Annotated in this window: 20 protein-coding genes; 14 read left to right on the forward strand and 6 right to left on the reverse strand. The window is 73.2% G+C overall.

The window, feature by feature from the left end; genetic code table 11:
• Window positions 1-21 precede the first annotated feature (21 nt).
• The 5 genes from pdhA (at window position 22) to FB457_RS21140 (ending at window position 6,141) form a co-directional block, all read left to right on the forward strand.
• The gene (gene pdhA, locus FB457_RS21120; protein WP_145782823.1) at window positions 22-1,458 is read left to right on the forward strand and encodes a pyruvate dehydrogenase (acetyl-transferring) E1 component subunit alpha; all 1,437 of its coding nucleotides are present in this window, start codon (window positions 22-24) and stop codon (window positions 1,456-1,458) included.
• Window positions 1,459-1,460: 2 nt separating this feature from the next.
• Window positions 1,461-2,441: an alpha-ketoacid dehydrogenase subunit beta gene (locus FB457_RS21125; protein WP_047016853.1), complete on the forward strand. Its 981-nt coding sequence runs from the start codon at window positions 1,461-1,463 to the stop codon at window positions 2,439-2,441.
• 21 nt (window positions 2,442-2,462) lie between these two features.
• Entirely contained in the window at window positions 2,463-4,031 is a 1,569-nt protein-coding gene (locus FB457_RS21130) for a dihydrolipoamide acetyltransferase family protein (protein WP_145782843.1), read from the forward strand.
• Between the two features lie 137 nt (window positions 4,032-4,168).
• Window positions 4,169-4,831 (forward strand): GntR family transcriptional regulator, encoded by a 663-nt coding sequence (locus tag FB457_RS21135; RefSeq protein WP_047016854.1) that lies wholly within the window; start codon window positions 4,169-4,171, stop codon window positions 4,829-4,831.
• Window positions 4,828-6,141 (forward strand): MFS transporter, encoded by a 1,314-nt coding sequence (locus FB457_RS21140; protein ID WP_186462023.1) that lies wholly within the window; start codon window positions 4,828-4,830, stop codon window positions 6,139-6,141. The genes FB457_RS21135 and FB457_RS21140 overlap by 4 nt, the downstream gene beginning before the upstream one ends.
• 52 nt (window positions 6,142-6,193) lie before the next feature.
• On the opposite strand, the gene FB457_RS21145 is transcribed toward FB457_RS21140, so the two are convergent.
• Together FB457_RS21145 and FB457_RS21150 are read right to left on the reverse strand one after the other, a co-directional pair.
• Window positions 6,194-7,318, reverse strand: coding sequence for a rod shape-determining protein (locus FB457_RS21145; RefSeq protein ID WP_047016856.1), 1,125 nt, complete (start codon window positions 7,316-7,318; stop codon window positions 6,194-6,196).
• Between the two features lie 196 nt (window positions 7,319-7,514).
• Complete coding sequence (locus FB457_RS21150) at window positions 7,515-8,339, reverse strand: maleylpyruvate isomerase family mycothiol-dependent enzyme (protein ID WP_047016857.1); 825 nt, start codon at window positions 8,337-8,339, stop codon at window positions 7,515-7,517.
• Between the two features lie 133 nt (window positions 8,340-8,472).
• On the opposite strand from FB457_RS21150, the gene FB457_RS21155 reads away from it, so the two are divergent.
• The 3 genes from FB457_RS21155 to FB457_RS21165 all read left to right on the forward strand — a co-directional run bounded on the left by FB457_RS21155 (window position 8,473) and on the right by FB457_RS21165 (window position 11,515).
• Complete coding sequence (locus FB457_RS21155) at window positions 8,473-9,255, forward strand: nitrilase-related carbon-nitrogen hydrolase (RefSeq protein WP_186462024.1); 783 nt, start codon at window positions 8,473-8,475, stop codon at window positions 9,253-9,255.
• A gap of 69 nt (window positions 9,256-9,324) precedes the next feature.
• Window positions 9,325-11,172: a thioredoxin-like domain-containing protein gene (locus tag FB457_RS21160; RefSeq protein WP_145782824.1), complete on the forward strand. Its 1,848-nt coding sequence runs from the start codon at window positions 9,325-9,327 to the stop codon at window positions 11,170-11,172.
• Window positions 11,173-11,218: 46 nt separating this feature from the next.
• Entirely contained in the window at window positions 11,219-11,515 is a 297-nt protein-coding gene (locus tag FB457_RS21165; RefSeq protein ID WP_145782825.1) for a hypothetical protein, read from the forward strand.
• Here FB457_RS21165 and FB457_RS21170 read toward each other — a convergent pair.
• The gene (locus FB457_RS21170; protein WP_047016861.1) at window positions 11,512-12,078 is read right to left on the reverse strand and encodes an ArsR/SmtB family transcription factor; all 567 of its coding nucleotides are present in this window, start codon (window positions 12,076-12,078) and stop codon (window positions 11,512-11,514) included. The genes FB457_RS21165 and FB457_RS21170 overlap by 4 nt on opposite strands.
• A 70-nt stretch (window positions 12,079-12,148) precedes the next feature.
• Between FB457_RS21170 and FB457_RS21175 the strand changes: the two genes are divergently transcribed.
• Window positions 12,149-12,904, forward strand: a complete 756-nt coding sequence (locus tag FB457_RS21175) for a hypothetical protein (protein WP_047016862.1) — start codon at window positions 12,149-12,151, stop codon at window positions 12,902-12,904.
• Between the two features lie 124 nt (window positions 12,905-13,028).
• Here the strand turns inward: FB457_RS21175 and FB457_RS21180 are convergent, their stop codons facing one another.
• Window positions 13,029-14,417, reverse strand: a complete 1,389-nt coding sequence (locus tag FB457_RS21180) for a M18 family aminopeptidase (RefSeq protein ID WP_047016863.1) — start codon at window positions 14,415-14,417, stop codon at window positions 13,029-13,031.
• A 168-nt stretch (window positions 14,418-14,585) separates the two neighbouring features.
• Between FB457_RS21180 and FB457_RS21185 the strand changes: the two genes are divergently transcribed.
• Complete coding sequence (locus tag FB457_RS21185) at window positions 14,586-15,533, forward strand: sulfotransferase family protein (RefSeq protein WP_047016864.1); 948 nt, start codon at window positions 14,586-14,588, stop codon at window positions 15,531-15,533.
• 89 nt (window positions 15,534-15,622) lie between these two features.
• On the opposite strand, the gene FB457_RS21190 is transcribed toward FB457_RS21185, so the two are convergent.
• Window positions 15,623-17,449 carry an acyl-CoA dehydrogenase gene (locus tag FB457_RS21190; protein WP_047016865.1) on the reverse strand — a complete coding sequence of 609 codons (1,827 nt, stop codon included), beginning with the start codon at window positions 17,447-17,449 and terminating at the stop codon, window positions 15,623-15,625.
• Window positions 17,450-17,595: 146 nt separating this feature from the next.
• On the opposite strand from FB457_RS21190, the gene FB457_RS21195 reads away from it, so the two are divergent.
• Window positions 17,596-18,111, forward strand: a complete 516-nt coding sequence (locus FB457_RS21195) for an SseB family protein (protein ID WP_047016866.1) — start codon at window positions 17,596-17,598, stop codon at window positions 18,109-18,111.
• A 304-nt stretch (window positions 18,112-18,415) separates the two neighbouring features.
• A complete protein-coding gene (locus tag FB457_RS21200; protein WP_145782826.1) occupies window positions 18,416-21,415 on the forward strand; it encodes a SpoIIE family protein phosphatase in 3,000 nt (999 codons plus the stop codon).
• A gap of 88 nt (window positions 21,416-21,503) precedes the next feature.
• Here the strand turns inward: FB457_RS21200 and FB457_RS21205 are convergent, their stop codons facing one another.
• Entirely contained in the window at window positions 21,504-22,154 is a 651-nt protein-coding gene (locus FB457_RS21205; RefSeq protein ID WP_052770356.1) for a sigma factor-like helix-turn-helix DNA-binding protein, read from the reverse strand.
• A 66-nt stretch (window positions 22,155-22,220) separates the two neighbouring features.
• On the opposite strand from FB457_RS21205, the gene FB457_RS36295 reads away from it, so the two are divergent.
• Window positions 22,221-22,991, forward strand: coding sequence for an MFS transporter (locus FB457_RS36295; protein WP_052770357.1), 771 nt, complete (start codon window positions 22,221-22,223; stop codon window positions 22,989-22,991).
• A 261-nt stretch (window positions 22,992-23,252) separates the two neighbouring features.
• Window positions 23,253-24,386 (forward strand): haloalkane dehalogenase, encoded by a 1,134-nt coding sequence (locus FB457_RS21210; protein ID WP_253911314.1) that lies wholly within the window; start codon window positions 23,253-23,255, stop codon window positions 24,384-24,386.
• Window positions 24,387-24,648: the final 262 nt, after the last annotated feature.

Genomic DNA, 24,648 nt, shown 5'->3' on the forward strand with positions numbered 1-24,648 from the left:
GGAGAGACGTCAGGAGAGACCGTGACCGAGAGCACTGCCGCGCGCGACCCGCGCCGCAGCAGCAAGCGCACCAGCGGGAGCGACGGCGGGAGCGCCGCCGCGACGGCAGCGCCCGCGGCGCCCGCGGCGCCCGCGGAGAAGGCAGCGGCCGGGAAGGCGACGGCGAACGCCAAGCCGCCCGCGAAGAAGGCCGCCGCCAAGAAGACCGCGGCCAAGAAGTCCGCGGCCAAGAAGACGGTGCCCGCGAAGAAGGCGGCCGGGGCCGCCGGGCCCGCGAAGAAGGCCGGGGCCGCCCCGGCGGCGAAGACGGCGAAGGCCGCCGGGAAGGCGGCCGCATCCGCCGGCACCCTGCCGCACGGCGCCGCCGACGCCCCCGAGCTGGTCCAGCTCCTCACCCCCGAGGGCGAACGTGTCGAGCACCCCGAGTACGCGGTCGACCCGAGCCCGGAAGAGCTGCGCGGCCTCTACCGCGACATGGTCCTCACCCGCCGCTTCGACGCCGAGGCCGTCACCCTCCAGCGCCAGGGCGAGCTGGGCCTGTGGCCCTCGCTGCTCGGCCAGGAGGCCGCCCAGGTCGGCTCGGGCCGGGCGACCCACGAGGACGACTACGTCTTCCCCACCTACCGCGAGCACGGCGTCGCCTGGTGCCGCGGCGTGGACCCGACGCTGCTGCTCGGCATGTTCCGCGGCGTGAACAACGGCGGCTGGGACCCGAACAGCAACAACTTCCAGCTCTACACGATCGTCATCGGCTCCCAGACGCTGCACGCCACCGGCTACGCCATGGGCGTCGCCAAGGACGGCGCCGACTCCGCCGTCGTGGCGTACTTCGGCGACGGCGCCTCCAGCCAGGGCGACGTCGCCGAGTCGTTCACCTTCGCCGCCGTCTACAACGCCCCGGTCGTCTTCTTCTGCCAGAACAACCAGTGGGCCATCTCCGAGCCCACCGAGCGCCAGAGCCGCGTCCCGCTCTACCGCCGCGCCGCCGGCTACGGCTTCCCCGGCGTCCGCGTCGACGGCAACGACGTGCTCGCCGTCCTCGCCGTCACCCGCAAGGCGCTGGAGCACGCCCGCTCCGGCCAGGGCCCGATGCTGATCGAGGCGTACACGTACCGCATGGGCGCCCACACCACCTCCGACGACCCCACCCGCTACCGCCGCGACGACGAGCGCGCGGCCTGGGAGGCCAAGGACCCCATCCTGCGGCTGCGCACCCTGCTGGAGCGGGAGGACCTCGCCGACGCGGCGTTCTTCGCCGAGCTCGACGAGGAGAGCGACGCGCTGGCCAAGCGGGTGCGCGAGGCCATCAGGACCATGGCCGACCCGGACCCGATGGCCATGTTCGAGAACATCTACGCCGACGGGCACGCCCTCGTCGACGAGGAGCGGACGCAGTACGCGGCGTACCAGGCGTCCTTCGCGGACGAGGCGGGCGCCGCCGCCGGGAAGGGGCACTGACCATGGCGGTCGAGAAGATGGCGCTGGCCAAGGCGATCAACGCGTCGCTGCGCACGGCCATGGAGGACGACGCCAAGGTGCTCGTCATCGGCGAGGACGTCGGCAAGCTCGGCGGCGTCTTCCGCGTCACCGACGGGCTGCAGAAGGACTTCGGCGAGGACCGGGTCATCGACTCGCCGCTGGCCGAGTCCGGCATCGTCGGCACCGCGATCGGGCTGGCGCTGCGGGGCTACCGGCCGGTGGTGGAGATCCAGTTCGACGGGTTCGTCTTCCCCGCGTACGACCAGATCGTCACGCAGCTCGCGAAGATGCACGCGCGGGCGCTGGGCAGGGTCAAGCTGCCGGTCGTCATCCGGATCCCCTACGGCGGCGGCATCGGCGCGGTCGAGCACCACAGCGAGTCGCCGGAGGCGCTGTTCGCGCACGTGGCGGGGCTGAAGTGCGTCTCGCCCTCGACGCCGGCGGACGCGTACTGGATGCTCCAGCAGGCCATCCACAGCGACGACCCGGTGATCTTCTTCGAGCCCAAGCGGCGCTACTGGGACAAGGGCGAGGTCAACACCTCCGCGATCCCCGGCCCGCTGCACGAGGCGCGGGTCGCCCGGGAGGGCACGGACCTCACGCTCGCCGCGTACGGGCCGATGGTGAAGACGTGTCTGGAGGTCGCCTCCGCGGCCGCGGAGGAGGGCACGTCGCTGGAGGTCGTGGACCTGCGGTCGATGTCGCCGATCGACTTCGACACCCTGCAGCGCTCGGTGGAGAAGACCGGCAGGCTGGTCGTCGTGCACGAGGCCCCGGTGTTCTACGGGTCCGGCGGGGAGATCGCCGCACGCATCACGGAGCGGTGCTTCTACCATCTGGAGGCCCCGGTGCTGCGCGTCGGCGGCTTCCATGCGCCGTACCCGCCGGCGAGGCTGGAGGAGGAGTACCTCCCCAACCTGGACCGGGTGCTCGATGCCGTCGACCGCGCGCTTGCGTACTGAACAGGGAGCGTGTCCGTGACCATGAGCAACACCGCGCGCCTCCGCGAGTTCAGGCTGCCCGACGTGGGTGAGGGCCTGACCGAGGCGGAGATCCTCAAGTGGTACGTCCAGCCTGGCGACGCCGTGCACGACGGCATGGTGGTGTGCGAGGTGGAGACGGCGAAGGCGGCCGTCGAGCTGCCGATCCCGTACGACGGGGTGGTGCAGGAGATCCGCTTCGCCGAGGGCGACACGGTCGACGTCGGTACGCCGATCATCGCCGTCGACACGGAACCCGGGGCGGCCCCGGAAGCCGGGGAGCCCGCCGGCGGGACGGAGGCGGCGTCCGACGCCGCCGCCGCGCCGGACGGCGGTGACGCCGCGGCGGCCGGCGACGCCCCCAAGCGGGAGCCGGTGCTCGTCGGCTACGGCGTGGCGCAGGGCTCGACGAAGCGCCGGCCGCGCAAGCCGCAGCCCGGCGCCGAGGCATCGGCGTCGATCCAGGGCGAGTTGAACGGCCGGGCGGCACCGCCGCCGGCGCCGCAGGCGCCCGGCGGCCCGGCCGGTACCGGCACGGCTGCCCCCGCGGCCGGCCACGGGGCCACCGCCGCGGGCGGCACGGACATGCCGGGAGCGCACGTCTCCACCGCGGAGCCGGCCGCGCCCGCAGCCGCGGCACCCGACGCGCCCGCCGCCGGCGGTCGCGTGCTCGCCAAGCCGCCCGTGCGCAAGCTCGCCAAGGACCTCGGCGTCGACCTCGCCGCCGTCGTCCCCACCGGCGACGGCGGCGTCATCACCCGTGACGACGTCCACGCCGCCGCGGCCCCGGCGCCGGCCGCGCCCGCGCAGCCCGTACCGGCCGCCGAGCCCGCCGCCCACCCGGCCCCCGCCGCGGAACCCGCGACCACCGCCCGCGAGACCCGGATCCCCATCAAGGGCGTCCGCAAGGCCACCGCCCAGGCGATGGTCGCGAGCGCCTTCACCGCGCCGCACGTCACGGAGTTCGTCACCGTCGACGTCACCCGCACGATGAACCTCGTACGGGAGCTGAAGGAGGACCCCGATCTCGCCGGGCTGCGGATCAACCCGCTGCTGATCGTCGCCAAGGCCCTGCTGCTGGCGATCCGGCGCAACCCCGAGGTCAACTCCGCCTGGGACGAGGAGCGTCAGGAGATCGTCCGCAGGCACTACGTGAACCTCGGCATCGCCGCGGCCACCCCCCGCGGCCTGATCGTGCCGAACATCAAGGACGCGCACGCCAGATCGCTGCCCGAGCTGGCCACCGAGCTGGCCGGGCTGGTGGCCACCGCCCGCGAGGGCAGGACCACGCCGGAGGCGATGCAGAACGGCTCGGTGACCATCACCAACGTCGGCGTCTTCGGCATCGACACCGGCACGCCGATCCTCAACCCCGGCGAGCCGGCGATCCTCGCCTTCGGCGCGATCAAGCAGCAGCCGTGGGTGCACAAGGGCAAGGTCAAGCCGCGGCACGTGACGACGCTCGCGCTCTCGTTCGACCACCGGCTGGTCGACGGAGAGTTGGGCTCGAAGGTGCTCGCGGACGTCGCGGCGGTCCTGGAGCGGCCGAAGCGGCTGCTCACCTGGGGCTGACCCCCGGCAAGGCGCACGCCCCCGGTCCCGTTCCCACGGGCGCCGGGGGCGTGCGCGTGCGTACGTACCCGTCTACTCCTGTCCCGCATCGCGGACGGCGGCCACGTACGCATACCTGTTGTATCTATGCTGTGCGCATGCCGCCGAGCCCCGCCGCCCCCGCCAAGCCCGCGCCCGCCGCCGACCGCGTCTACGCCCACGTCAAACAAGGCGTGCTGGAACGGCGTTACGAGGGCGGCACGATGCTCACCGAGGGCGAGCTGGCCGACGCCGTCGGCGTCTCCCGCACGCCCGTGCGCGAGGCGCTGCTGCGGCTGCAGGCCGAGGGGCTGCTGGAGCTGTACCCGAAGAAGGGCGCGTTCGTCCTGCCCGTCTCCGCGCAGGAGATCGCCGACGTCGTCGAGACCCGGATGCTCGTCGAGGAGCACGCCGCCCGCCGGTCCGTGCCCGCGCCCGCCGCGCTGCTCACCCGGCTCGAAGAGCTGCTGGAGGAGCAGCGCCGGCACGTGGAGGCCGACGACCGTGCCGCCGCGTCCGTCACCGACCGCTGCTTCCACGCCGAGATCGTCCGCAACGCGGGCAACGCCATCCTCGTCCGCCTCTACGACCAACTCCGCGACCGCCAGCTCCGCATGGGCGTCGCGCTCATGAACGCCCAGCCCGACCGCATGCGCCGCTCGCTCGCCGAGCACGCCGAGATCCTCCAGGCGCTGCGCAGCGGCAGCGCCGACACCGCCGCCGCCGCGGTGCACGGCCACGTCGCCTCCGTACGGGACCTGCTCCGCGGGGACCTGCGGTGACCGCCGTGCGCGAGGGGGGCGGCCGCGGCCTGCCCGGCGACCCGCCCGGCGGCCTGACGGCCGCCGCCATGTGGAGCCTCGGCGTCGCCGTCTACTTCGTCGCCGTCACGTACCGTACGAGCCTGGGCGTCGCCGGCATCGACGCCGCCGAGCGCTTCGACGTGGGCGCCTCCGCCCTGTCGGGCTTCTCCATACTCCAGCTCCTCGTCTACGCCGGGATGCAGATCCCCGTCGGCCTGCTCGTCGACCGGCTCGGCACGCGCCGGGTGCTGGCGATGGGCATCGTGCTCTACACGGCGGGGCAGTTCGGCTTCGCGCTCTCCGGCACGTACGGCACCGCCCTCGCCTCCCGCGCGCTGCTCGGCTGCGGCGACGCGATGACGTTCATCAGCATCCTGCGGCTGGGCGCGCGCTGGTTCCCGGCCCGCCGCGGGCCGCTGATAGCGCAGCTCGCGGGGCTCGTGGGGATGGCGGGCAACCTGGTCTCGACGCTCGTACTCTCCCGCATGCTCCAGGAGTTCGGCTGGACCCCGACCTTCGCGGGCAGCGCGGTGGCCGGCGCGGTCATGCTCGTCCTCGTCCTGCTCTTCCTGCGCGACCAGCCCCGCGACTACGTGCCCCCGCCCCCCGAGGGCCACCACGGCCGCGGCATCAGGGCGCAGATAGCCGGCGCCTGGCGCGAGCCGGGCACCCGGCTGGGCTTCTGGGTGCACTTCACCACCCAGTTCCCGGCGATGGTCTTCCTGCTGCTGTGGGGGCTGCCGTTCCTCGTCGAGGCCCAGGGCGCGAGCCGCGCCGAGGCCGGCCAACTGCTGACGCTGCTGGTGCTCTCCAACATGGCGGTCGGCCTCGTCTACGGCCAGCTCGTCGCCCGGCACCACGCGGCCCGGCTGCCGCTGGCGCTGGGCACGGTGGCGGCGACGGCGCTGGTGTGGGGCACGGTGCTGAGCTGGCCGGGGGCGCACGCGCCGGGCTGGCTGCTGGTGGTGCTCTGCTGCGTGCTGGGCGCGTGCGGGCCCGCGTCGATGATCGGCTTCGACTTCGCCCGCCCGGCGAACCCGCCGGAGCGGCTGGGCACGGCGTCCGGCATCGTCAACATGGGCGGCTTCACGGCGTCGATCACCACGCTGCTGGCGGTGGGCCTGCTGCTGGACGCGACGGGCGACCGCTACGGCATCGCCTTCGCGAGCATCTTCGTCCTGCAGATCCTGGGGATCACCCAGATTCTGCGCCTGCGCCGCCGGGCCCACCGCCGCGAACGCGAACGCCTGGTGGCGAGCCGCGTCTCGGCCGTCCACGTCCCCGCCTGAGGCGCGCCCGCGGCACGGGCCCGCCGTACGGGCCGCGGCGAGGGGCCGCGGGCTAGTCCGTCGCCACCTCCGTGGCCACCTCGGGGGTCTGGTTCGGCTGCGGGGCCGGGCCGGCCGCCGGGGCGGGCTCGTGGAAGCCCGCGGGGCCCGAGGTCGCGTCGGGGATGGTCGCCGGCGGCGCGCCGTTCTCGATCATGGAGCCGAGGCCCACCACCGCCGCCACGTCCGGGCGTTCCGCGATGCGCACGGGCAGCCCCACCGACGTGCGCAGCATCGTCTCCAGGCCCGGCATCGTCGCGCTCTCGCCCGCCAGCACGATCCCCCGGTCCCCGACGTCCGCCACCAGGTCCGGCGGGCAGCGGCGCAGCACCGAGCGGATCCCGTCCAGCACCGCAAGCATCGGCACCCCCGCCGCCTGCCCCACCGCCGCCGGGTCGACCTGGACCGTACGCGGGCGTCCCGAGACCACGTCGCGGCCGAGCACCTCCAGCGTCGCCGCGCCCTGCGCCCCGGCGAGCGAGAGGTCGCCGTGCACCTGGCTGACGGTGTGGCTGCGCAGCATCACCTCGTGGTTGATGCGCAGGTGCTCCACCAGCGCCCGGTCCACCGCCTGCCCGCCCACCGGCACCTTCTCGGCGGCGACCACGTTGCCCAGCGACAGCACGGCGATCTGCGTCATCGCCGCACCGCACACCACGATCAGCGTGCCCTCCGCAGCCGGCACCGGCAGCCCGCAGCCCACCGCCGTGGCGATGAGGGTGTCGACGAGGATGACCCGCTTGGCGCCCAGCCCCGCCAGCGTGTCGATCATCGCCCGCTGCGTCAGCGGCTCGGCGTCGTGCGGGGTGCACGCCGCGGCCCGTAGCCAAGGGTGGAAGCGCCAGGATCTGCGGACCTTGGCGTCGATGAGGTGGCGCAGCATGCGCTGGGCCATCTCGATGTCGGTGATGCCGTTCGGCCCCACGGGCCGGACGACCTGGATGTGGTCGGGGGTACGGCCGGTCATCGCCTCGGCCTGCCCGCCGACGGCCACCAGGGCGCCGGTGTGGGAGTTGAGGGCGACGGCACTCGGCTCGTCCACGACGAGGCCGATGCCCCTGAGGTAGACGCGGGTGCGGGTGGCCCCGACGTCGACGGCGACGCTGCAACGGAGAAGCTGTTCCTGGCTGATGCTCACATGATCAGCCTGGGGTGGCCGGGCGCGGGGCGCCCGCCGGGCTGTGCCGGTCGGATGAGGGCTGCCCCCTTACGGGTGAGGAGGCAGCGCCCGCCCCGGCCCGTCCGGGCGGCGTCGCGGGTCTCGTACGGACCGTCAGGTGCCGTACGGCCGCGGGCCGGGCGCCGTACCGGCCGTCAGGCTCCCGTCCCCGCCCTCAGTCCGTCACCGAGAAGTGCCGCAGGACCGTCTCCGCCACGTGCGCGTCGCCCTCCACCTTCACCCGGTCCGCCGCCGCGGCCGCCCGCAGCCGGCCCGTGGCCAGCCACAGGTACGTCTCCCAGTCCGTCGTCAGCGTCACCGTCGGCCCGAGCGAGACGCTGCCGTCGATGGAGCCGCGGCCGTCCTCCCCGACCCGGACCGTCCGCATGAACTCCACCGGGCCCGTCACGTCGACGACCACGATCGACCCCGGCCGCGCCGCCGCGTCCTCGGCCACCACCTTCGGCAGCCGCGCCAGCAGCTCGTCGCGCACGAGGTGCGCGCCCGGCGAGTCGATGTTCCCCGGCTTGCCCAGCGCGCGGCGGATGTCCTGCTCGTGCACCCATATGTCGAAGGCGCGGTAGTGCGTCAGCTCCGCGAGCGTCATCTCGCTGCCGAACGCGCCGCGCACCTTGGCGTCCAGGGCGCGCTTCTCGTCGCGGAGCTGGCGCCGGCGGCGGATGAGCGTGTACTCGAGGTCGGCGGTCATCTCCGGCGCGGTGTGGTGGCGGCGCGTGTCGACCTGCACCTCGACGTAGCGCGCCTTCTCGCTCGTGATGTGCATGAGGTCGGCCGGCAGGTTGTGGATCGGCCGGGGGTCGCCCAGCGCCTCGCACTCGGCGCCGATGATGTGGGAGACGACATCCCGTACGGACCACCCCGGCAGTCCGCTTCGACCGCTCCACTCCCCCTCGGAGAGCGGTGCCACGAGTTCGGAAATGGCCTCGGCCGAGTGGGCCCAGGCATCGATGGACGGCTGGAGGCTGGAGTGGACGGTCACACTACCCCTTACGGGATCGTTCGCGAGATGCACGGCAGGCCCTAAGTTACGCTGCGCACGGGTGCCCCGGCAGTGCTTTCGGGTGACGATTATGCGGTGACGCACACGACTTGGGCTTCGAGGTGGTGGTAAGGTGCGCGCTTCTCTGATCCAGTTCCGGGTGGATCCGGATGAAACCATGGAAAGCCGACGGGCCCGTGCGGCGGCGCTCGTACGTGCCGAAGAGGGCTCCGGACTGGTGGTGCTGCCGGAGCTGTGGCACGTGGGCGCGTTCGCGTTCGACGACTTCGATGCCGCGGCGGAGACCCTCGACGGGCCCACGGCGGCGGCGATGGCGGCGGCGGCCAGGGACGCGGGCGTGTGGCTGCACGCGGGCTCGATCGTGGAGCGGGACGCGGCGGGGACGCTCTTCAACACGAGCCTCCTCTACGCTCCCGACGGCGAGCCGGCGCGCACGTACCGCAAGATCCACCGCTTCGGCTTCGACCGCGGCGAGGCCGTCCTCATGGGTGCGGGCGACGAGGTCGTCACCGTGGACCTCCCCGGCACCGTCCTGGGCCTCGCCACCTGCTACGACCTGCGCTTCCCCGAGCTGTTCCGGGCCCTGACCGACAAGGGCGCGCAGACCTTCGTCGTCCCGGCGGGCTGGCCGGCGCGGCGCCGCGCGCACTGGCGGCTGCTGGCGCAGGCGCGGGCGGTGGAGAACCAGGCGTTCGTCCTGGCCTGCGGCACGGCGGGGACGACGGGCGGGGTGGCGCAGGCGGGGCACAGCATGATCGTGGACCCGTGGGGCGAGATCCTGGCCGAGGCGGGCGAGGGGGAGGAAGTCCTGCGGGCGGAGCTGGATCCGGCGCGGGTGGCGCGGACGCGGGAGGAGTTCCCCGCGCTGCGGGACCGGGTGCTGGGACGGCCGTAGCGCCGGGGCCTGCGGGGCCGGCGTGGCCGGTGGGGAATGGGCGCGTCAGGGGTGTGGTTGGCTCTGCTTATGGCGAAACGTGCCCGGGTGCGGGCTCCCGAGCTTGCCGGCAGCGGCGGCTGGCTGAACACCGGCGGGGTGGAGCTGAGCCTCGCCGCGCTGCGCGGTCGCGTCGTGATCCTGGACTTCTGGACGTTCTGCTGCATCAACTGCCTGCACGTCCTGGACGAGCTGCGCGAGCTGGAGGAGAAGCACCGGGACACGGTGGTCGTCGTCGGCGTGCACTCGCCGAAGTTCGTGCACGAGGCGGAGCATGCGGCGGTCGTGGACGCGGTCGAGCGCTACGGGGTGCACCACCCGGTGCTGGACGACCCGGAGCTGGCGACGTGGAAGCAGTACGCGGTGCGGGCGTGGCCGACGCTGGTGGTGATCGACCCGGAGGGGTACGTCGTCGCGCAGCACGCCGGCGAGGGGCACGTGCACGCCATCGAGCGGATGGTCGCGGAGCTGGAGGCGGAGCACGCGGCGAAGGGCACGCTGCGGCGCGGCGACGGTCCGTACAGGGCGCCGGAGCCGGTGGCGACGCATCTGCGGTTCCCCGGGAAGGTGCTGCGGCTGCCGTCGGGCAACCTGCTCGTCTCGGACACGACGCGGCACCGGCTGGTGGAGCTGGAGCCGGACGGCGAGACGGTGGTGCGGTCGATCGGCAGCGGGGAGCGGGGGTACGCGGACGGGGCCGCGCCGCGCTTCAACGAGCCGCAGGGGCTGGCGCTGCTGCCGTCCGGCGCGGTGGCGGTGGCGGACGCCGTGAACCACGCGATCAGGGCCGTCGACCTCGGTACCGGCTCGGTGACGACGCTGGCGGGGACCGGACGGCAGTGGTGGCAGGGCTCGCCCGCGGCGGGGCCGGGGCGCGAGGTCGACCTGTCCTCGCCGTGGGACGTGGCGTGGTTCGACGGCCGGCTGTGGATCGCGATGGCGGGGGTCCACCAACTGTGGACGTACGACCCGGAGACGGACACGGTGCGGGCGGCGGCCGGCACGACGAACGAGGGGCTGCTCGACGGGCCTGCCGAGGAGGCGTGGTTCGCGCAGCCGTCGGGGCTGGCGGCGACGGACGGCCGGCTGTGGATCGCGGACTCGGAGACGTCGGCGCTGCGCTGGCTGGAGCCGGGGGGCGGGCCCGGGCGGCGGGCCCGGGTGCACACCGCGGTCGGCACCGGGCTCTTCGACTTCGGCCACCGCGACGGTCCGGCCGGTGAGGCACTGCTCCAGCACCCGCTGGGCGTCACGGCGCTGCCGGACGGCTCGGTGGCGGTCTCGGACACGTACAACCACGCCCTGCGCCGCTACGACCCGGCCACCGGCACCGTGACCACGCTGGCGACGGACCTGCGGGAGCCGTCGGACGCGGTGGTGGACGGCGACGAGATCGTGGTCGTCGAGTCCGCGCGGCACCGCCTGACCCGCCTCCGGCTCCCGGACGAGGCGGTCCGCGTGACCCCGGTCGCCCACCGCACGCGGCGCGCGGCGACGGACGTGGCCCCGGGCGCGCTGTCGCTGGACGTCGTCTTCCGTCCCCCGCCGGGCCAGAAACTCGACACCCGCTACGGCCCGGCCACGCGCCTGCTGGTGAGCGCCACGCCGCCGTCGCTGCTGGCGGCCGGCGAGGGCGCGGGCACGGACCTGACCCGCGAAGTGACCCTGTCGGCGGACGGCCCGGGGGAGGGCGTATTGCACGTCTCGGCGATGGCGGCGAGCTGCGACGACGACCCGTCGGTGGAATACCCGGCGTGCCACGTCCACCAGCAGGACTGGGGGGTGCCGATCCGCCTCACGGAGTCGGGCGCGCGGCGGCTGCCGCTGATCCTGGCGGGGCTGGACGAGGGGGAGGAAAAGGAAGAGGAAGACGCTTAGTGGAGAAACGACCCTGCATCGGTGCAGGTCAGATACGCTAGGCCGTATGAGTGAGTCCGACGAGCTTCGTCGCCGTGTGGAGACCCTGGAGGCCCGCGTGGATGCTGTCCACGACCAGATGTCGCAGACGCACGCGATGGTCGCCATAAACGATCGGGACGTGGCGGATCTGAAGCTCGAAATGCGGGCGCACCGGAAGGTGCTGGAGGCTCTGCGCGAGACGCAGTTGGAGCAGAGCCGGCGGATCGACGCGCTTGACGGCAAGGTGACCGAGGGCTTCGCCACCGTCCTGGCTGCGGTTCAGGCTCTCGCCGACCGCCTGCCCGAGGAGCCCGCCGTCTAGTCCGCCGGGATGCCGAACCAGCGGAGGTGGACCGGGCGGGCACCCGGGGCGGCGTCCTCGGGGGTGTGGCGGTACTTGGCCAGGAGCTTCAGGTAGTCGTCGTGGAAGGCGTCCAACTGCTCCTTCGTCAGGTGGCTCAGCCCGCGTGACCCCCGCAGCCAGCCCTCCTCCGACTCCCCGCCCTCTCCCCCCTGCCCCGCCGCGTAGCGCCGGGCCAGCTCCAGGTCCTCCGCCCCGCGAAGCCGGTCCAGTTCCGCGATGACCGCCCGCTCCCCCGCCGTCACGTCGTCCATCGGCGGGCGCCGGATGTCGAGCCCCGGCACGCCGCGCCACCAGCGCTCGCGGCCCGCCGACCGCTCCGGGATGTCCTCGATGAGGCCGCCGCGCTCCAGCATGCGCAGGTGGTAGCTGAGCGTTCCGGTGTTCTCGTCCAGCGCCGCCGCCAGCGTCGTCGACGTAGCCGGACCGTGCACCGAGAGGTGGCGCAGGATGCGCAGCCGCAGCGGGTGCGCGAGCGCCTTGAGCGCTTCCGGGCTGCTGACCTTGCGCCGCTCGTCCGTCATGGGCCGCAGTTTATCCACAGGTTCCTCTGCAGAGGTTTCTTTGCAGAGGATTCTCTGTAATGCTGCGGGCATGAAGAAGAACTGGAACCGCAGGTCGTACGGAACGGGCGCCGCCCGCGTCGCGGCCACCGCGCTCGCCGCCCTGCTCGCCGCCCTCACCACCGGCGCCGCCCCCGCCGCCGCGGACCCCGCCGCGGAAGCCACCGCTGCGGAGGCCGCCCCGCCCGGGGCCGCGTTCGACTTCGGCGCCTGCCCGGCGGCGGACGAGCTGCCCGCCGGCGCCGATCCCGGGACCTGGCGCTGCGAGGTGATGCACGCGACGGGACGGCTGCGCGTCGGCGGTGTGGACGAGCCCGTCGAGCGGCCGATGACGCTGACCTTCGCGGAGGGCCGGGTCGACGGCGCGTATGCGCAGGTGTTCGGCGAGATGACCGCCGAGCCGATCCGGGTCGGGGGGACGCCGCTGACGCTTACGCCACGGTACGGCGGCTACAGCGATTTCGAAGCCGACGACGTGCGCCGCGGCGAGCTGGACCTGACCCTCGCGGTCGGCGGCCCGCTGCTCCCGAAGGGCTGCTCCATCGGCCCGGCGGCCTCGGAGCCGATCCACCTCGTGCTGAAGGACACCCGGCCCACTGAGGTGATATCCGAGGACCCGCTGGTGGTCTCCTTCGCCGCCGCGGACAGGGAGTTCACCGCACCGCGCACGGAGGGGTGCGGACGCCCGGGCGGCCGGATCCTGGACCGGGTGCTGGGCCTGCCGGCCCCGGCGGGGGAGAACTCGCTGGAACTCGACGCGACGGTGGCCATCAAGCCGTACGCCTGACGCCCTGCGGGCGGCACCGCGGACCCGCACCCGCCCGCGCCCCGCACCCGCGCCCCCACGCCGAGCCCACGACTACCACGACGACTATGACGACGACCCGACTGCGAAAGGAGGCCCGCCGGGGTCACTCCGTCAGGAACGCCGCCAGCGCGCCCGCCAGCAGGTGCGGGTCCTCCGCACCGCACAGCTCCCGTGCCGAGTGCATCGAGAGGATGGCCACCCCGATGTCCACGGTCGTGATCCCGTGGCGCGCCGCGGTGATGGGGCCGATGGTCGTGCCGCAGGGCATCGCGTTGTTGGAGACGAACGTCTGCCACGGCACCCCGGCCCGTTCGCAGGCGGTGGCGAGGATCCCGCGGCCGGCGCCGTCCGTGGCGTAGCGCTGGTTGACGTTGACCTTGAGGATCGGCCCCCCGTTCGGCATCGGGTGGTGGCCCGGCTCGTGGCGCTCGGGGTAGTTGGGGTGCACGGCGTGTCCGGTGTCGGAGGAGAGGCAGACGGAGCCGGCCAGGGCGCGGGCGGTGTCGTCGTACGTGCCGCCGCGGGCGGCGACGGTGCGGCGCAGGACGGTGCCGAGGAGGGGGCCCTCCGCGCCGGTGTCGGACTGGCTGCCGGTCTCCTCGTGGTCGAAGGCGGCCAGCACGGGGATCGTCGTCGGCGGGGTGCCGGCGTCCCCCATAGCCCTGCGGGCATGGGCGGTACCCCCAGCCGCGGCGGCGAGGGCGGCGACGCCGGCGTGCACGGAGAGGAGGTTGTCCATGCGGGGGCCCGCGAGCAGTTCGCGGTCGCGGCCGAGGTAGGCCGGCGGCTCGACGCTGTGGACCATCAGGTCCCAGCCGATGACGTCGCCCGCCGCGACCCCGGCCTCCGCGGCCAGGAACTCGATGAGGTCGCCCTCGTGCACGGGGCCCAGGCCCCAGATCGGCGTCGAGTGGCGCTGCTTGTCGAGCTTGAGGCCCTCGGTGACCACGCCCCGGTCGAGGTGGATCGCGAGCTGCGGTACGCGCAGGAGCGGCCGGTCGACGTTGACCAGCCGCACCTCGGCGCCGCCCGGCCCGTGGCCACCGCCGCCCGCGCTCGCGCCCGCGTGCGTCGCGCCAGGGCGCAGCGTCAGCCGGCCTGCGAGGCCCAGGTCCCGGTCCAGCCAACTGTTGAGCAGCGGCCCGCCGTAGACCTCCACGGCGATCTGCCGCCAGCCGTGCCCGCCGGTGTCCGGCACCGGCTTGACCCGCAGGTTGGGCGAGTCGGTGTGGGCGCCGACGATGCGGAACGGCGTCTCGGGGGCGCTGCCTTCCGGCACGTACCAGGCGATGAGCGCGCCGCCGCGCAGCACGTAGCGGCCGCCGGCCGACGCGTCCCAGGCGTCGGTCTCCCGGAGCTGGGTGAACCCGGCCTTCTCCAGCCGCCGGGCGGCCTCCGCCACGGCGTGGTACGGCGTGGGGGAGGCGGTGAGGTACCCGGCGAGGTCATCGGTGTGGCTGCGGTCGAACCGGGGCGGAGGAGCAGGTGTCATGGGCAAAGCCTAAGACGTGGGTGAGAAGCGGAATCGAGCCATTGCCTTTGCCGAATCGTTGTCCTACGTTCGTCCGGGTGCGCGTCGCCTGTTGCCAATGAGGCATCGGCCGTTCGCGCGGGGGGAGTGACGGTCAGGCACGGTGCGAGGAAGGGTGGCAGAGGCGCCATGGGAGTCGTGAACACGGGCATCAAGCGCAGAGCCAGGCTGCTGGGCGAGGCGCTCCGGCCGCCGCGGCAGTTGACCGGCCCGGGCACGGAGGCGGTCCCGGCGGCGCAGGTGTCGCCCGAGGCCGCGACGCCGCAGAAGACGCCGGAGAAGGCCAAGCCGAAGGGCCCGCGCCCGCCCAAGAAGACGGTCGCGACGGACTACGGGGTGGAGGCCATGCCCCGGCAGGTCGAGGCGCCGGTCTTCGTCCTCGCCCCGGTGCGCTCCGGCTCCACCCTGCTGCGCATGCTGCTCAACAGCCACTCCCGCATACGCGCCCCGCACGAGCTGCACCTGCGCACCCTCGGCGTGGAGCTGACCCCCGGCTTCTCCGACCAGTCGATGCTCGAACTGGGCCTGGACAGGGTGGAGCTGGAGCACGTGCTCTGGGACCGGGTGCTCCATCTGGAGCTGGAGCGCAGCGGCAAGGACATCGTCGTCGACAAGACCCCGGGCAACGTGTGGGTCTGGGAGCGGCTGACGTACGCCTGGCCGAAGGCGAAGTTCCTGTTCCTGCTCCGCCACCCCGAGGGCGTCGTCAGCTCGCTGGACAACCGCAAGTCCAACACCTCCACCCGCGCCCAGAACGAGGCGAACGCGCTGAAGTACTTCGAGCCGCTGGAGCGGGCCCGCACCGCGCTCGACGGCCACACCCTCACGTACGAGGACCTGACCTCCGACCCCGAGCGGGTCATGCGCGGCGTGTGCGCGTACCTGGAGGTGGAGTTCGAGGAGTCGATGCTGGCGTACGGCGAGCAGGACCACGGCCGGCTCCGCCCCAACCTGGGCGACCGCAGCGACAACATCAAGTCCGGCCGGATCCAGGCGGCCCGCACCTTCGAGGAGAGGACCGCCGAGCTGTCGCCGCAGCTCGCGGAGTACGCCGCCGCCTGGGGCTACCGGGACTGACCCCGCCCCCCTGAGCCCTCCGGGGGTCCGGATCCGGCGCCTTCGTCGTCGTCAAAAGGCGCCGGACCCGGGCCCGGCTGTTCCGCGCCTCAGAACGCGGCCTCGTCCAGCTCCATCAGCGACTGGTCCGTGCTCTCCGCCAGCGACCGCTGCACGCCGACGCCCGGCAGCACGTTCCGTGCGAAGAACGTCGCCGCCGCGATCTTGCCCTGGTAGAACGGCACGTCCTTCGCCGCCGCCCCCGGCAGCTTCTCGGCGGCCACCGCGGCGCCCTTGAGCAGCAGGTAGCCGATGACGACGTCGCCGGAGGCCATCAGCAGGCGGGTGGTGTTGAGCCCCACCTTGTAGATGGACTTCACGTCCTTCTCGGTGGCCGCGAGGTCGGTCAGCATCACCCCGACGATGGCCTCCAGGTCCACCGCGGCCCTGGCCAGCTCGTCCCGCGCGGCGGCCAGTTGCTCCCCGCCGACCGCCTCGGCCAGGAACTTCTTGATCTCCTCGGCGAGCGAGGTGAGCGCCTGCCCCTGGTTGCGGACGATCTTCCGGAAGAAGTAGTCCTGCCCCTGGATGGCGGTGGTGCCCTCATAGAGGGTGTCGATCTTCGCGTCCCGGATGTACTGCTCGATCGGGTACTCCTGCAGATAGCCGGAGCCGCCGAAGGTCTGCAGCGACTGGGCGAGCTGCTCGTAGGACTTCTCCGACCCGTACCCCTTGACGATGGGCAGCAGCAGGTCGTTCAGCTCGTGCTGCGCCGAGGCGTCCTCGCCCGCGGCCTCGCGGACCTGGATGGTGTCCTGCACGGAGGCGGTGTAGAGGACGAGGGCGCGCATGCCCTCGGCGTACGCCTTCTGCGTCATCAGCGCGCGCCGCACGTCCGGGTGGTGCGTGATGGTCACGCGCGGCGCGGTCTTGTCGGTGAACTGCGCCAGGTCCGGGCCCTGGACGCGCTCCTTCGCGTACTCCAGCGCGTTGAGGTAGCCGGTCGAGAGGGTGGCGATGGCCTTCGTGCCGACCATCATCCGGGCGAACTCGATGATCTTGAACATCTGGCGGATGCCGTCGTGCTTGCCGCCGAGCAGCCAGCCCTTCGCCGGGTGCCGGTCACCGAAGGTCAGCTCGCAGGTGTTGGAGACCTTCAGGCCCATCTTGTGCTCGACGTTGGTGGCGTACACGCCGTTGCGCTCGCCGAGCTCGCCGGTCTCCCAGTCGAAGTCGTACTTGGGCACGACGAAGAGGCTCAGCCCCTTCGTGCCGGGCCCCGCGCCCTCCGGGCGGGCCAGCACGAAGTGCACGATGTTCTCCGACATGTCGTGCTCGCCGGAGGTGATGAAGCGCTTCACGCCCTCGATGTGCCACGTGCCGTCCGGCTGCTCCAGCGCCTTCGCGCGCCCGGCGCCCACGTCGGAGCCGGCGTCCGGCTCGGTCAGCACCATCGTCGAGCCCCAGCGCCGCTCGACCATCAGCCGCGCGGCCTTGCGCTGCTCCTCGGTGCCCTCGTCGTAGAGCACGCCCGCGAAGGCGGGACCCGAGGCGTACATCCACACGGCGGGGTTCGCGCCGAGGACCATCTCGGCGTACGCCCAGATCAGCGACGAGGGCGTCGCCGTGCCGCCGATCTCCTCGGGCAGGCCGAGGCGCCACCACTCGGCGTCCATGTAGGTCTCGTACGACTTCCTGAAGGCCGCCGGGACGGGGGCGGTGCCGGTCTCCGGGTCGAAGACCGGCGGGTTGCGGTCGCCGTCGGCGAAGGACTCGGCCAGGTCGTTCTCGGCCAGCCGGGCGATCTCCGTGAGCACGCTCCGCGCGGTCTCGGTGTCCATGTCCTCGAAGGGGCCCGTGCCGTAGACGTCGCCGCGGCCCAGCACCTCGAAGAGGTTGAACTCGATGTCCCGGAGGTTCGACTTGTAGTGGCCCATGCGCAGGCTCCGTATCAGGCATAAGGGATCAGCGACCTCCCATCATGCTACCCGTCAGTAATAAAACGCAACCCTCGTCTTGTCGCATCCCTCCGGGCGGCGGAGTCCCCACCCGTACGCCCCCCGGCGCGGCTAGGCTTGAATGCATGTACGGCTACGACCAGTCCGCCGGTTACGGCGCCCCGCCGGGCCACCCCCAGGCGCCCCCGCAGGGGCACCAGTACGCCGCGCCGCCCGGGCCGTACGACCAGCCCGCCCCCGGCTACGCCGAGCAGCCCCTCTATCCCGAGCCGTCCCAGCCCGCCCCGCCGTCGCTCGCCGACGCGGTGAAGGCGTTCACCGGCGGGGCCATCGGCTCCGAGGACTTCCAGCAGATCTTCGCCACCTCCAAGATCTACTGCCCCCGCGGCGACAACCCCGGCTTCCTCGCCCTGCACAACACCCAGCAGCCGGTGATCCCGCTCTTCAGCTCGCTGAAGGAGCTGCGGCGCTATGCCGGCCGGGAGTCGAAGTACTTCACGGTCACCGGCGCGGAGGTCATCGACCTGCTGCCCACGGGGTACGGGTTCGTGCTCGACATCGAGGGCGACCACCGGATGGTCGTGGACGCGAAGGCGGTCGAGGAGATGGTCGACTTCGCGATGCGCCGCATGTACGGCTGAACCCGCGCACCCGGTCCTCCGTGCAGAGGCGAACCGGCTGTACAGCCGTCGCCCCGCCGCCGCCCGCCGAGATCGCCCCGGTGGCGGCCGGGCCGCGACGCGACCAGCGCAGACGTGCACCGGCTGTACTGCGATGGTGTGCACACGCGGCCCCGGTACCACCAGACCCGACGTGGTGCCCGGTCTGTGGCGCAATGACGGACAATGTCCGGGTAGCTGACTATCATGGCGAACACAGCGCGCCTGGGATGTGCGATTCCGTCCATGGTCCTCGCGTGTACGCGCTGGTGGAGGCGAAGCAGCGATGCACTCCGAGTCCGGGCGGGGTGGCAGACCCGGCGAGACGCCCGGCGCGGCGATGGACGATGACCTGCGACTGGGGTGGGTGGCCGGTCTGCCCGCCGATGCCGACGTGACCAGGGTTTTGGGGCTGGCTCTGCCGCATGCGGTCGCCGGAGCGGCCGGCCTGGGCGGACTGGTCCACCTATCCGGTCGTGAGCCGGGCACGCTCGACCTGGCCGCGGTCATCGGCCTGCCCCCGGACCTGACCGGTGCGTGGGACCATCTCGGCGACGCGGCCACGCCCGGGCTCGCCCCGGCCCGCGCGATCGCCACCGGGCGCCCCGTCTGGTCACAGGCTCGCCCCCCTACCCCGGACAGAACGCAGGGGCACCCGCGGGGTGTGCTGTCCGTGCCTCTCAGGGCCGGTGGCGACGTGATCGGCGCCCTGTCCGTCCTGGCCGACCGTGAGCCGCCGCGGGACCGCGTCCACTACCTGGGCCAGGTGGCCGCCCTGGTCGGGGACCGGCTGGCCAGCGCCCGGCGCTGGCGCAGCAGCGGAACTCATCCGTGGTGGGAGATCGGCACCGACGAGATCCCCGCCGAGCACCGGCTGATGCGTGCGGTGCGGGCCGGCCGCTGGTCCTGGGACCTGAGCACGGGACTGCTCGACACGGACGAGGTCGCGGAATCGCTCCTCGTCAAGGCCGGAATCGATCGGTATGACTGGGATCACCACATCCTCACGTGGCTGGCTCACATCTATCCCGCTGACCGGGGCCAGGTCGAGCAGGAGATCACGCGTTCCCGGCGTGAGGACTCGGCATATGTGGTGGAGTACCGCGTGCAGGACTCCGCCGGTCGGCTCTCGTGGCTGCTGGTCTGCGGCTGGTGGGAGCACGACGACACCGGGCGGCTCGTCCGTATGGTCGGCTACACCTGGGACGTCACTGACCGCCGCAGCTCGGAGGCGTGGCTGGCCGGACTCACCGACTCCTACCCGCTGCCCACCTACGTGATCGCCCCTGACGACCACGTGACCTGGTGCAACGCGGTCGCACGCGAGGTGGCGGCCCTGCGGCAGGTCGAGATCGTGGGCCGTGTCCCGTGGGAGGTGTTTCCCGAGCTTCGCGAACAGGGAGTGCCGGACGTCCTGGCCGCTGCCCGGGCCGCTCCGGGCCGCCCCGCCAGCAAGACCGTGACTTCCTGGGAGGCGTTCCGCGGCGATTCCGGCGGGCTCGGGCACTACGAGGTAAACGCCGTCGGCATCACCGACTATGTGGTCGTCACGCTCACCGATGTGACGGACAAGGCGGAGGCTGCCGAGGCGGCGGCCGAGCGCCGCGAGCGCCTGACCGGTCTCAACGCGGCGTTGATCCAGGCGTGCACCCCGCGGCACGTCGTGGACGCCGTCCTCACCCACGTGGTACCCCTGCTCTCCGCCGACAGCGCGTTGATCCATGACCTGACCGGGCCGGAACCGCAGGTCGCCGGCTCGCGCGGATGTTCGCCGGAGCTCCTGCGCCAGGTCGCCACGCTCAGTTGGCAGGAGCGCATGGAGGCCCGCGCCGTCGCCTCCGCGCAGATCCAGTTGGTGAAGTCCGTCGGCGAGCTCGCCGAGCGGTGGCCGCACCTGGTGCCGCTCGCCCGCATGGGCCGAGGCCAGGCCTGGGCGATCGTGCCGCTGGTGACGGCGGACGCGCAGGTCGGCAGTGTGGTCCTGGGCTGGCACACCCCCCGCGTCTTCGACGGGGAGGCGGAGGCCCTGCTGGGCACCGTCGCGGTGGCCGTCGCGGCGGCCTTCGCGCGGGCCGCTGAATTCCGGGAAGCCCAGCAGCGGGCCGAGCGGTTGCAACACGAGCTGATGCCGGGCCGGCTGCCCGCGCTCACCGCGGCGTCCGCGGCCGCGCAGTACCGCACCGCCAGTACGGCGGGCATCGGCGGCGACTGGTACGACGCCATCGCCCTGCCCGGCGGCCGCACCCTGGCCGTCGTCGGTGACGTCGCCGGCGACGGTATCGACGAGCCGGTCGTGATGGGCATCCTCCGTCAGGCCATTGCGGCCATCGCGGCCATGGATCTCGTGCCCGACGAGTTGCTCGCCTACGCCAACGACGTCACGCTGAGGCTGGGGAGCGTGCAGGCCACGGTCCTGCTCGCCCTGTACGACCCGGCAACCGGCGTCCTGTCCCTGACCAGCTCCGGACACCCGCCTCCGCTGATGATGGCGCCCGGCCGGCCGCCGGCCGTTCTGGACATGCCCATCGGCAAGCCGTTGGGGCTGCCGCACGTGCCGCCGGAGGTGGCCGAGGTCACCGTGCCCGACGGGACGCTTCTCACCCTGTACACGGATGGGCTGCTCGGTCTGGACGACCCGGATCCGGCACGGCTGGCGGAGGTGATCACCCGCCATGCCGTCTCGACCCCCCTGCCGTCGGATCCGGCCCGGCGCGCGCCGTGGCTGGACGACCTGTGCCACGCCGCGATGGCCACGCTGCTCCCCGAGAGCCGTCCGGATGATGCCGCCCTGCTGGCGCTGACGCTCGGCCGTATCCCGGCCGACCACATCGCCACGTGGGACATGCCGCGCATCCCGGAGTCCGCGCAGACCGCCCGCGCGACGGTCAGCGACCGACTGCAGCGCTGGGGCCTGGACGCCCTGGTCTGGCCCGCCGACCAAGTGGTCAGCGAACTGGTCGGCAACGCGGTCCGCCACGCCGTCGGCATCGGCGTCAGCGCGGCTCACGCTGCCGTCGGCGACATCCGCGTACGGCTCCTCCGCCTGGTGGATCAGCTGGTGATCGAGGTGTACGACGGGTCCAAGGCGGCACCCTACGTCCGTCACCCCTCGTACGATCAGGAGTTCGGTCGCGGGCTGCCGATCGTGTCGGTCCTGGCGCACCGCTGGGGCACCCGCCGCGTCGGCACGGACGAACCGGACGACGCCGACCCCACGACGCCGAGCAAATGCGTCTGGGCGGCGTTGTCCCTGACAGAGGAACGCGACGATCAAGTGTTCCTGTGAACGGCACGGCCTACCCCGCGGCTGGTACCTGCCGGGCCCGTCCACAGGATGCGGACGGCGATGACCGGGCGCGCCCCGCGGCGATGCGTCACTCCACCGGATCGCCGTCCGGCGAGACGCCGGCGAGCTTGTCGGGGTTGGTGACGATGTAGACGTCCGACACCTGGTCGCCTTCCGGGGTGAGGTCCATCACCATGACGACGTACGGCGAGTCTCCGCGGAAGACCACCGCCGCGGCGTCCCCGCCTACGGTGCGGTACTCCACGTCCAAGTCCTCCCGGCGGCCGCGGTGCGTGCCGTAGTGCGCCAGCATCTGCGCGGCCCGGTCGCGGCCGTGGACGGGGCGCAGGCCCGCCCCGCGTACCTTGCCGCCGCCGTCGGTCCACACGGTTACCTCCGGGGCCAGGATCTGCATGAGCTGATCCACGTCGCCGCCCAGAGCCGCCTCGACGAAGCGTTCCGTGACCTCTTGCTGCACGCGCGGGTGCGTGTCGTAGCGTGGCCGGCGGGCATGGACGTGCGAGCGCGCCCGGCGGGCGATCTGCCGTACGGCGGCCGGGCTGCGTTCGATGGCCTCGGCGATCTCGGTGTGGGCGTAGCCGAACACCTCGTTCAGGACGAACACCGCACGCTCCAGCGGGGTGAGCGTCTCCAGTACCACCAGCAGGGCCATCGACACCGACTCGGTGCGCACGGCCTGCTCGGCGCCGTCCGCGGCCTGGGGTGCCGCCGCTTCCACGGCCGGGTCCAGCAGCGGCTCGGGCAGCCACGGCCCTACGGCTTCAGCCCGCTCAAAGCCGGTCTCGTGCTGCTGCCGATGGCGCTCGGCTCGATCGTCACCGCCGGGCCCGCGGGCGCCTTCGCCGACCGGATCGGTGGCAAGTACATCCTCATGACCGGGCTGCTGGCCTGGGGTGCCGGGCTGTTGTGGGTGGTGTCCGCGGCCGAGCCCGGCGCGAGCTGGACGACGGTGGCGCCGGGGCTGGGACTCATCGGGCTGGGGGCGGGATGCACGTTCGCGCCCATGGCCACCGAGGTGATGCGCAACGTGCCCGCCGAGCAGACGGGCGCCGCCTCCGGGCTGAACAACTCGCTGCGGCAGGTCGGCTCTGTGCTGGCCGGCGCCGTGATCGGTGCTGTGCTGCAGACGCAGATCGCCTCCTCCCTGACCGAGGAGGCGCGCCGGCAGGCCACCGCGCTGCCCGAGGAGTACCGGGACGGCTTCGTCGCCGGCTTCGCCGACTCCGGATCGGCGGGAATGGATGTCGGAGCCACGCAGAACGCCGCCGCCGACCTGCCGGCCGACACGCCGGACGCGGTGGCGACACGGATGCAGGAGTTGGGCGGGCAGGTCTTCGGCCAGGGCTTCGTGGACGCGATGGGGCCGACGATCGGCGTCTCGGTCGCGGTGCTGGCAGCGGGGGCGGTGGCCTGCCTCGCCGTCAAGCGCCACGTCGGTCCGTCCCCGGCCGGCCACGGGCTGCCCGCCGCAGACGACATTCCCGGCGCCGAGGCGGCCACCGGCACGGGCGCCGGAACGGGATCCGGGCCCGTGGCCGCCGCCGACCACGCCTGAGAGGGGGAAGGAAGCCACCGCCGTGGCCGGCGGGGTGCGCCTGCGCACCGACTGCGCCGTGCACGCCGCGCACGCCGGCCTTCCGCCGCGATCTGAACCGGCTGAAGGCGGCCGTGCTCGCCCTGCTCCCGCCGGCCGCCTGCTCCCGCCGGCCGCGAGACCCGGGCCACATCCGCTGCCCAGGCGTCACGCCGGGCTACCCGGCCCGCCTCTCGGATGCAAGCCCGTACGACGGGACGACCCGAACGACCGAGGAACACCGTGAATCAAGAACAGCCAGCCGCCGGTCCCGCAGACTCCGCGGACACCACCGGCGCCCCCTCCCCTACGGCCCGCCGCGCCTTCGTCGCCGGCGCGGCCGTGCTGGGCGGCACGGCCCTGCTGGGCGGCGCGCCGGGGGCGTTGGCCACCGGGCAGCGAGGGCCGGGCCCCGTTGCCGTCGGAGCCGTCCTGCGTACACCCGACGAACGGTTCGAGGGCCTGCCCGACTACCCGTTCCGCCCGAACTACGTCACCCTCGACGCGAACGACGGCGCCGGCAGCCGGCTGCGCGTCCACTACGTGGACGAGCGGCCCGCCGATCCGGCCGCCGCCTCCGGGGAGACCATCCTGCTCCTCCACGGCAACCCCTCCTGGAGCTACCTCTACCGGCACGTCATCCCGCCGCTGGTCGCCGCGGGACACCGCTGCGTGGCGGTCGACCTGGTCGGCTTCGGCAAATCCGACAAGCTTGCGAACCGCTTCGCCTACACCTACGACAGCCACCTCGACTGGCTGCGCCACATCGTCTTCGACCGACTCGGCCTGCGCGACGTGACCATGGTCTGCCACGACTGGGGCGGCCTGCTCGGCCTGCTCCTGCTCGCGGCACACCCGCATCGCTTCCGCCGCGTGGTCGCCTCGAACACGGGGCTGGAGGAGGGCGGCAGGGACCTCGGCCCGGGCTGGCAGTACCTGGCCACCTGGCTGCAGTACACCCAGCGCACCGAGCATTTCAGGCCCGGCGACGTCGTCCAGGACTTCACCGCCACAGACCTCACCCCTGAGATCACGGCGGCCTACGACGCGCCGTTCCCCACCGACCCGCACCTCCACGGCGTGCGCCGCTGGGCGGTGCTCATCCCCGTCACCGCCGACGACGAGGCCAACCCGGTGATCCGCGACGCGTGGCGGAGGCTGGAGAAGCTGCGTATCCCCTTCATGTGCCTGTTCGGCGAGCTGGACCACGTCACCCGGGGCGACCACACGGCGCTCAGCAGCCGCATCCCCGGCGCGCGGGGGATGCCCCACACCGTCCTGGCAGGCGCCGCCCACTTCCTCCAGGAGGACAGGGCGCCGCAGTTCGCCGCCGCCGTGGACGACTTCATCCGCTACACGGCCAAGCGCAACGGGTAGCCGGCCGCCGTGCGGCGTGGGCAGGACGATGCGCTCCCGCCCGCGCCGGTACCGGCACCGCTGCCGGCCCGGTCCGCGGTGCCGGCCGTCGCACCGGAGCACTGGCCGGACAGCGCGTCGACGGCTTCCGGATCGCTCTCCGGCGCCGCGCCCCGGGCGAGCGGGTGAGGGCGGCCGGGGCAGCCGGGCAGACGGTGGGAGCACCGGTCACCCGGGTGTTCTCCGCCGCCGAGCACGTCTGAGTCCCGTCGCCCGGCCGTAC

This window comes from Streptomyces sp. CNZ287 (genome assembly GCF_007827615.1).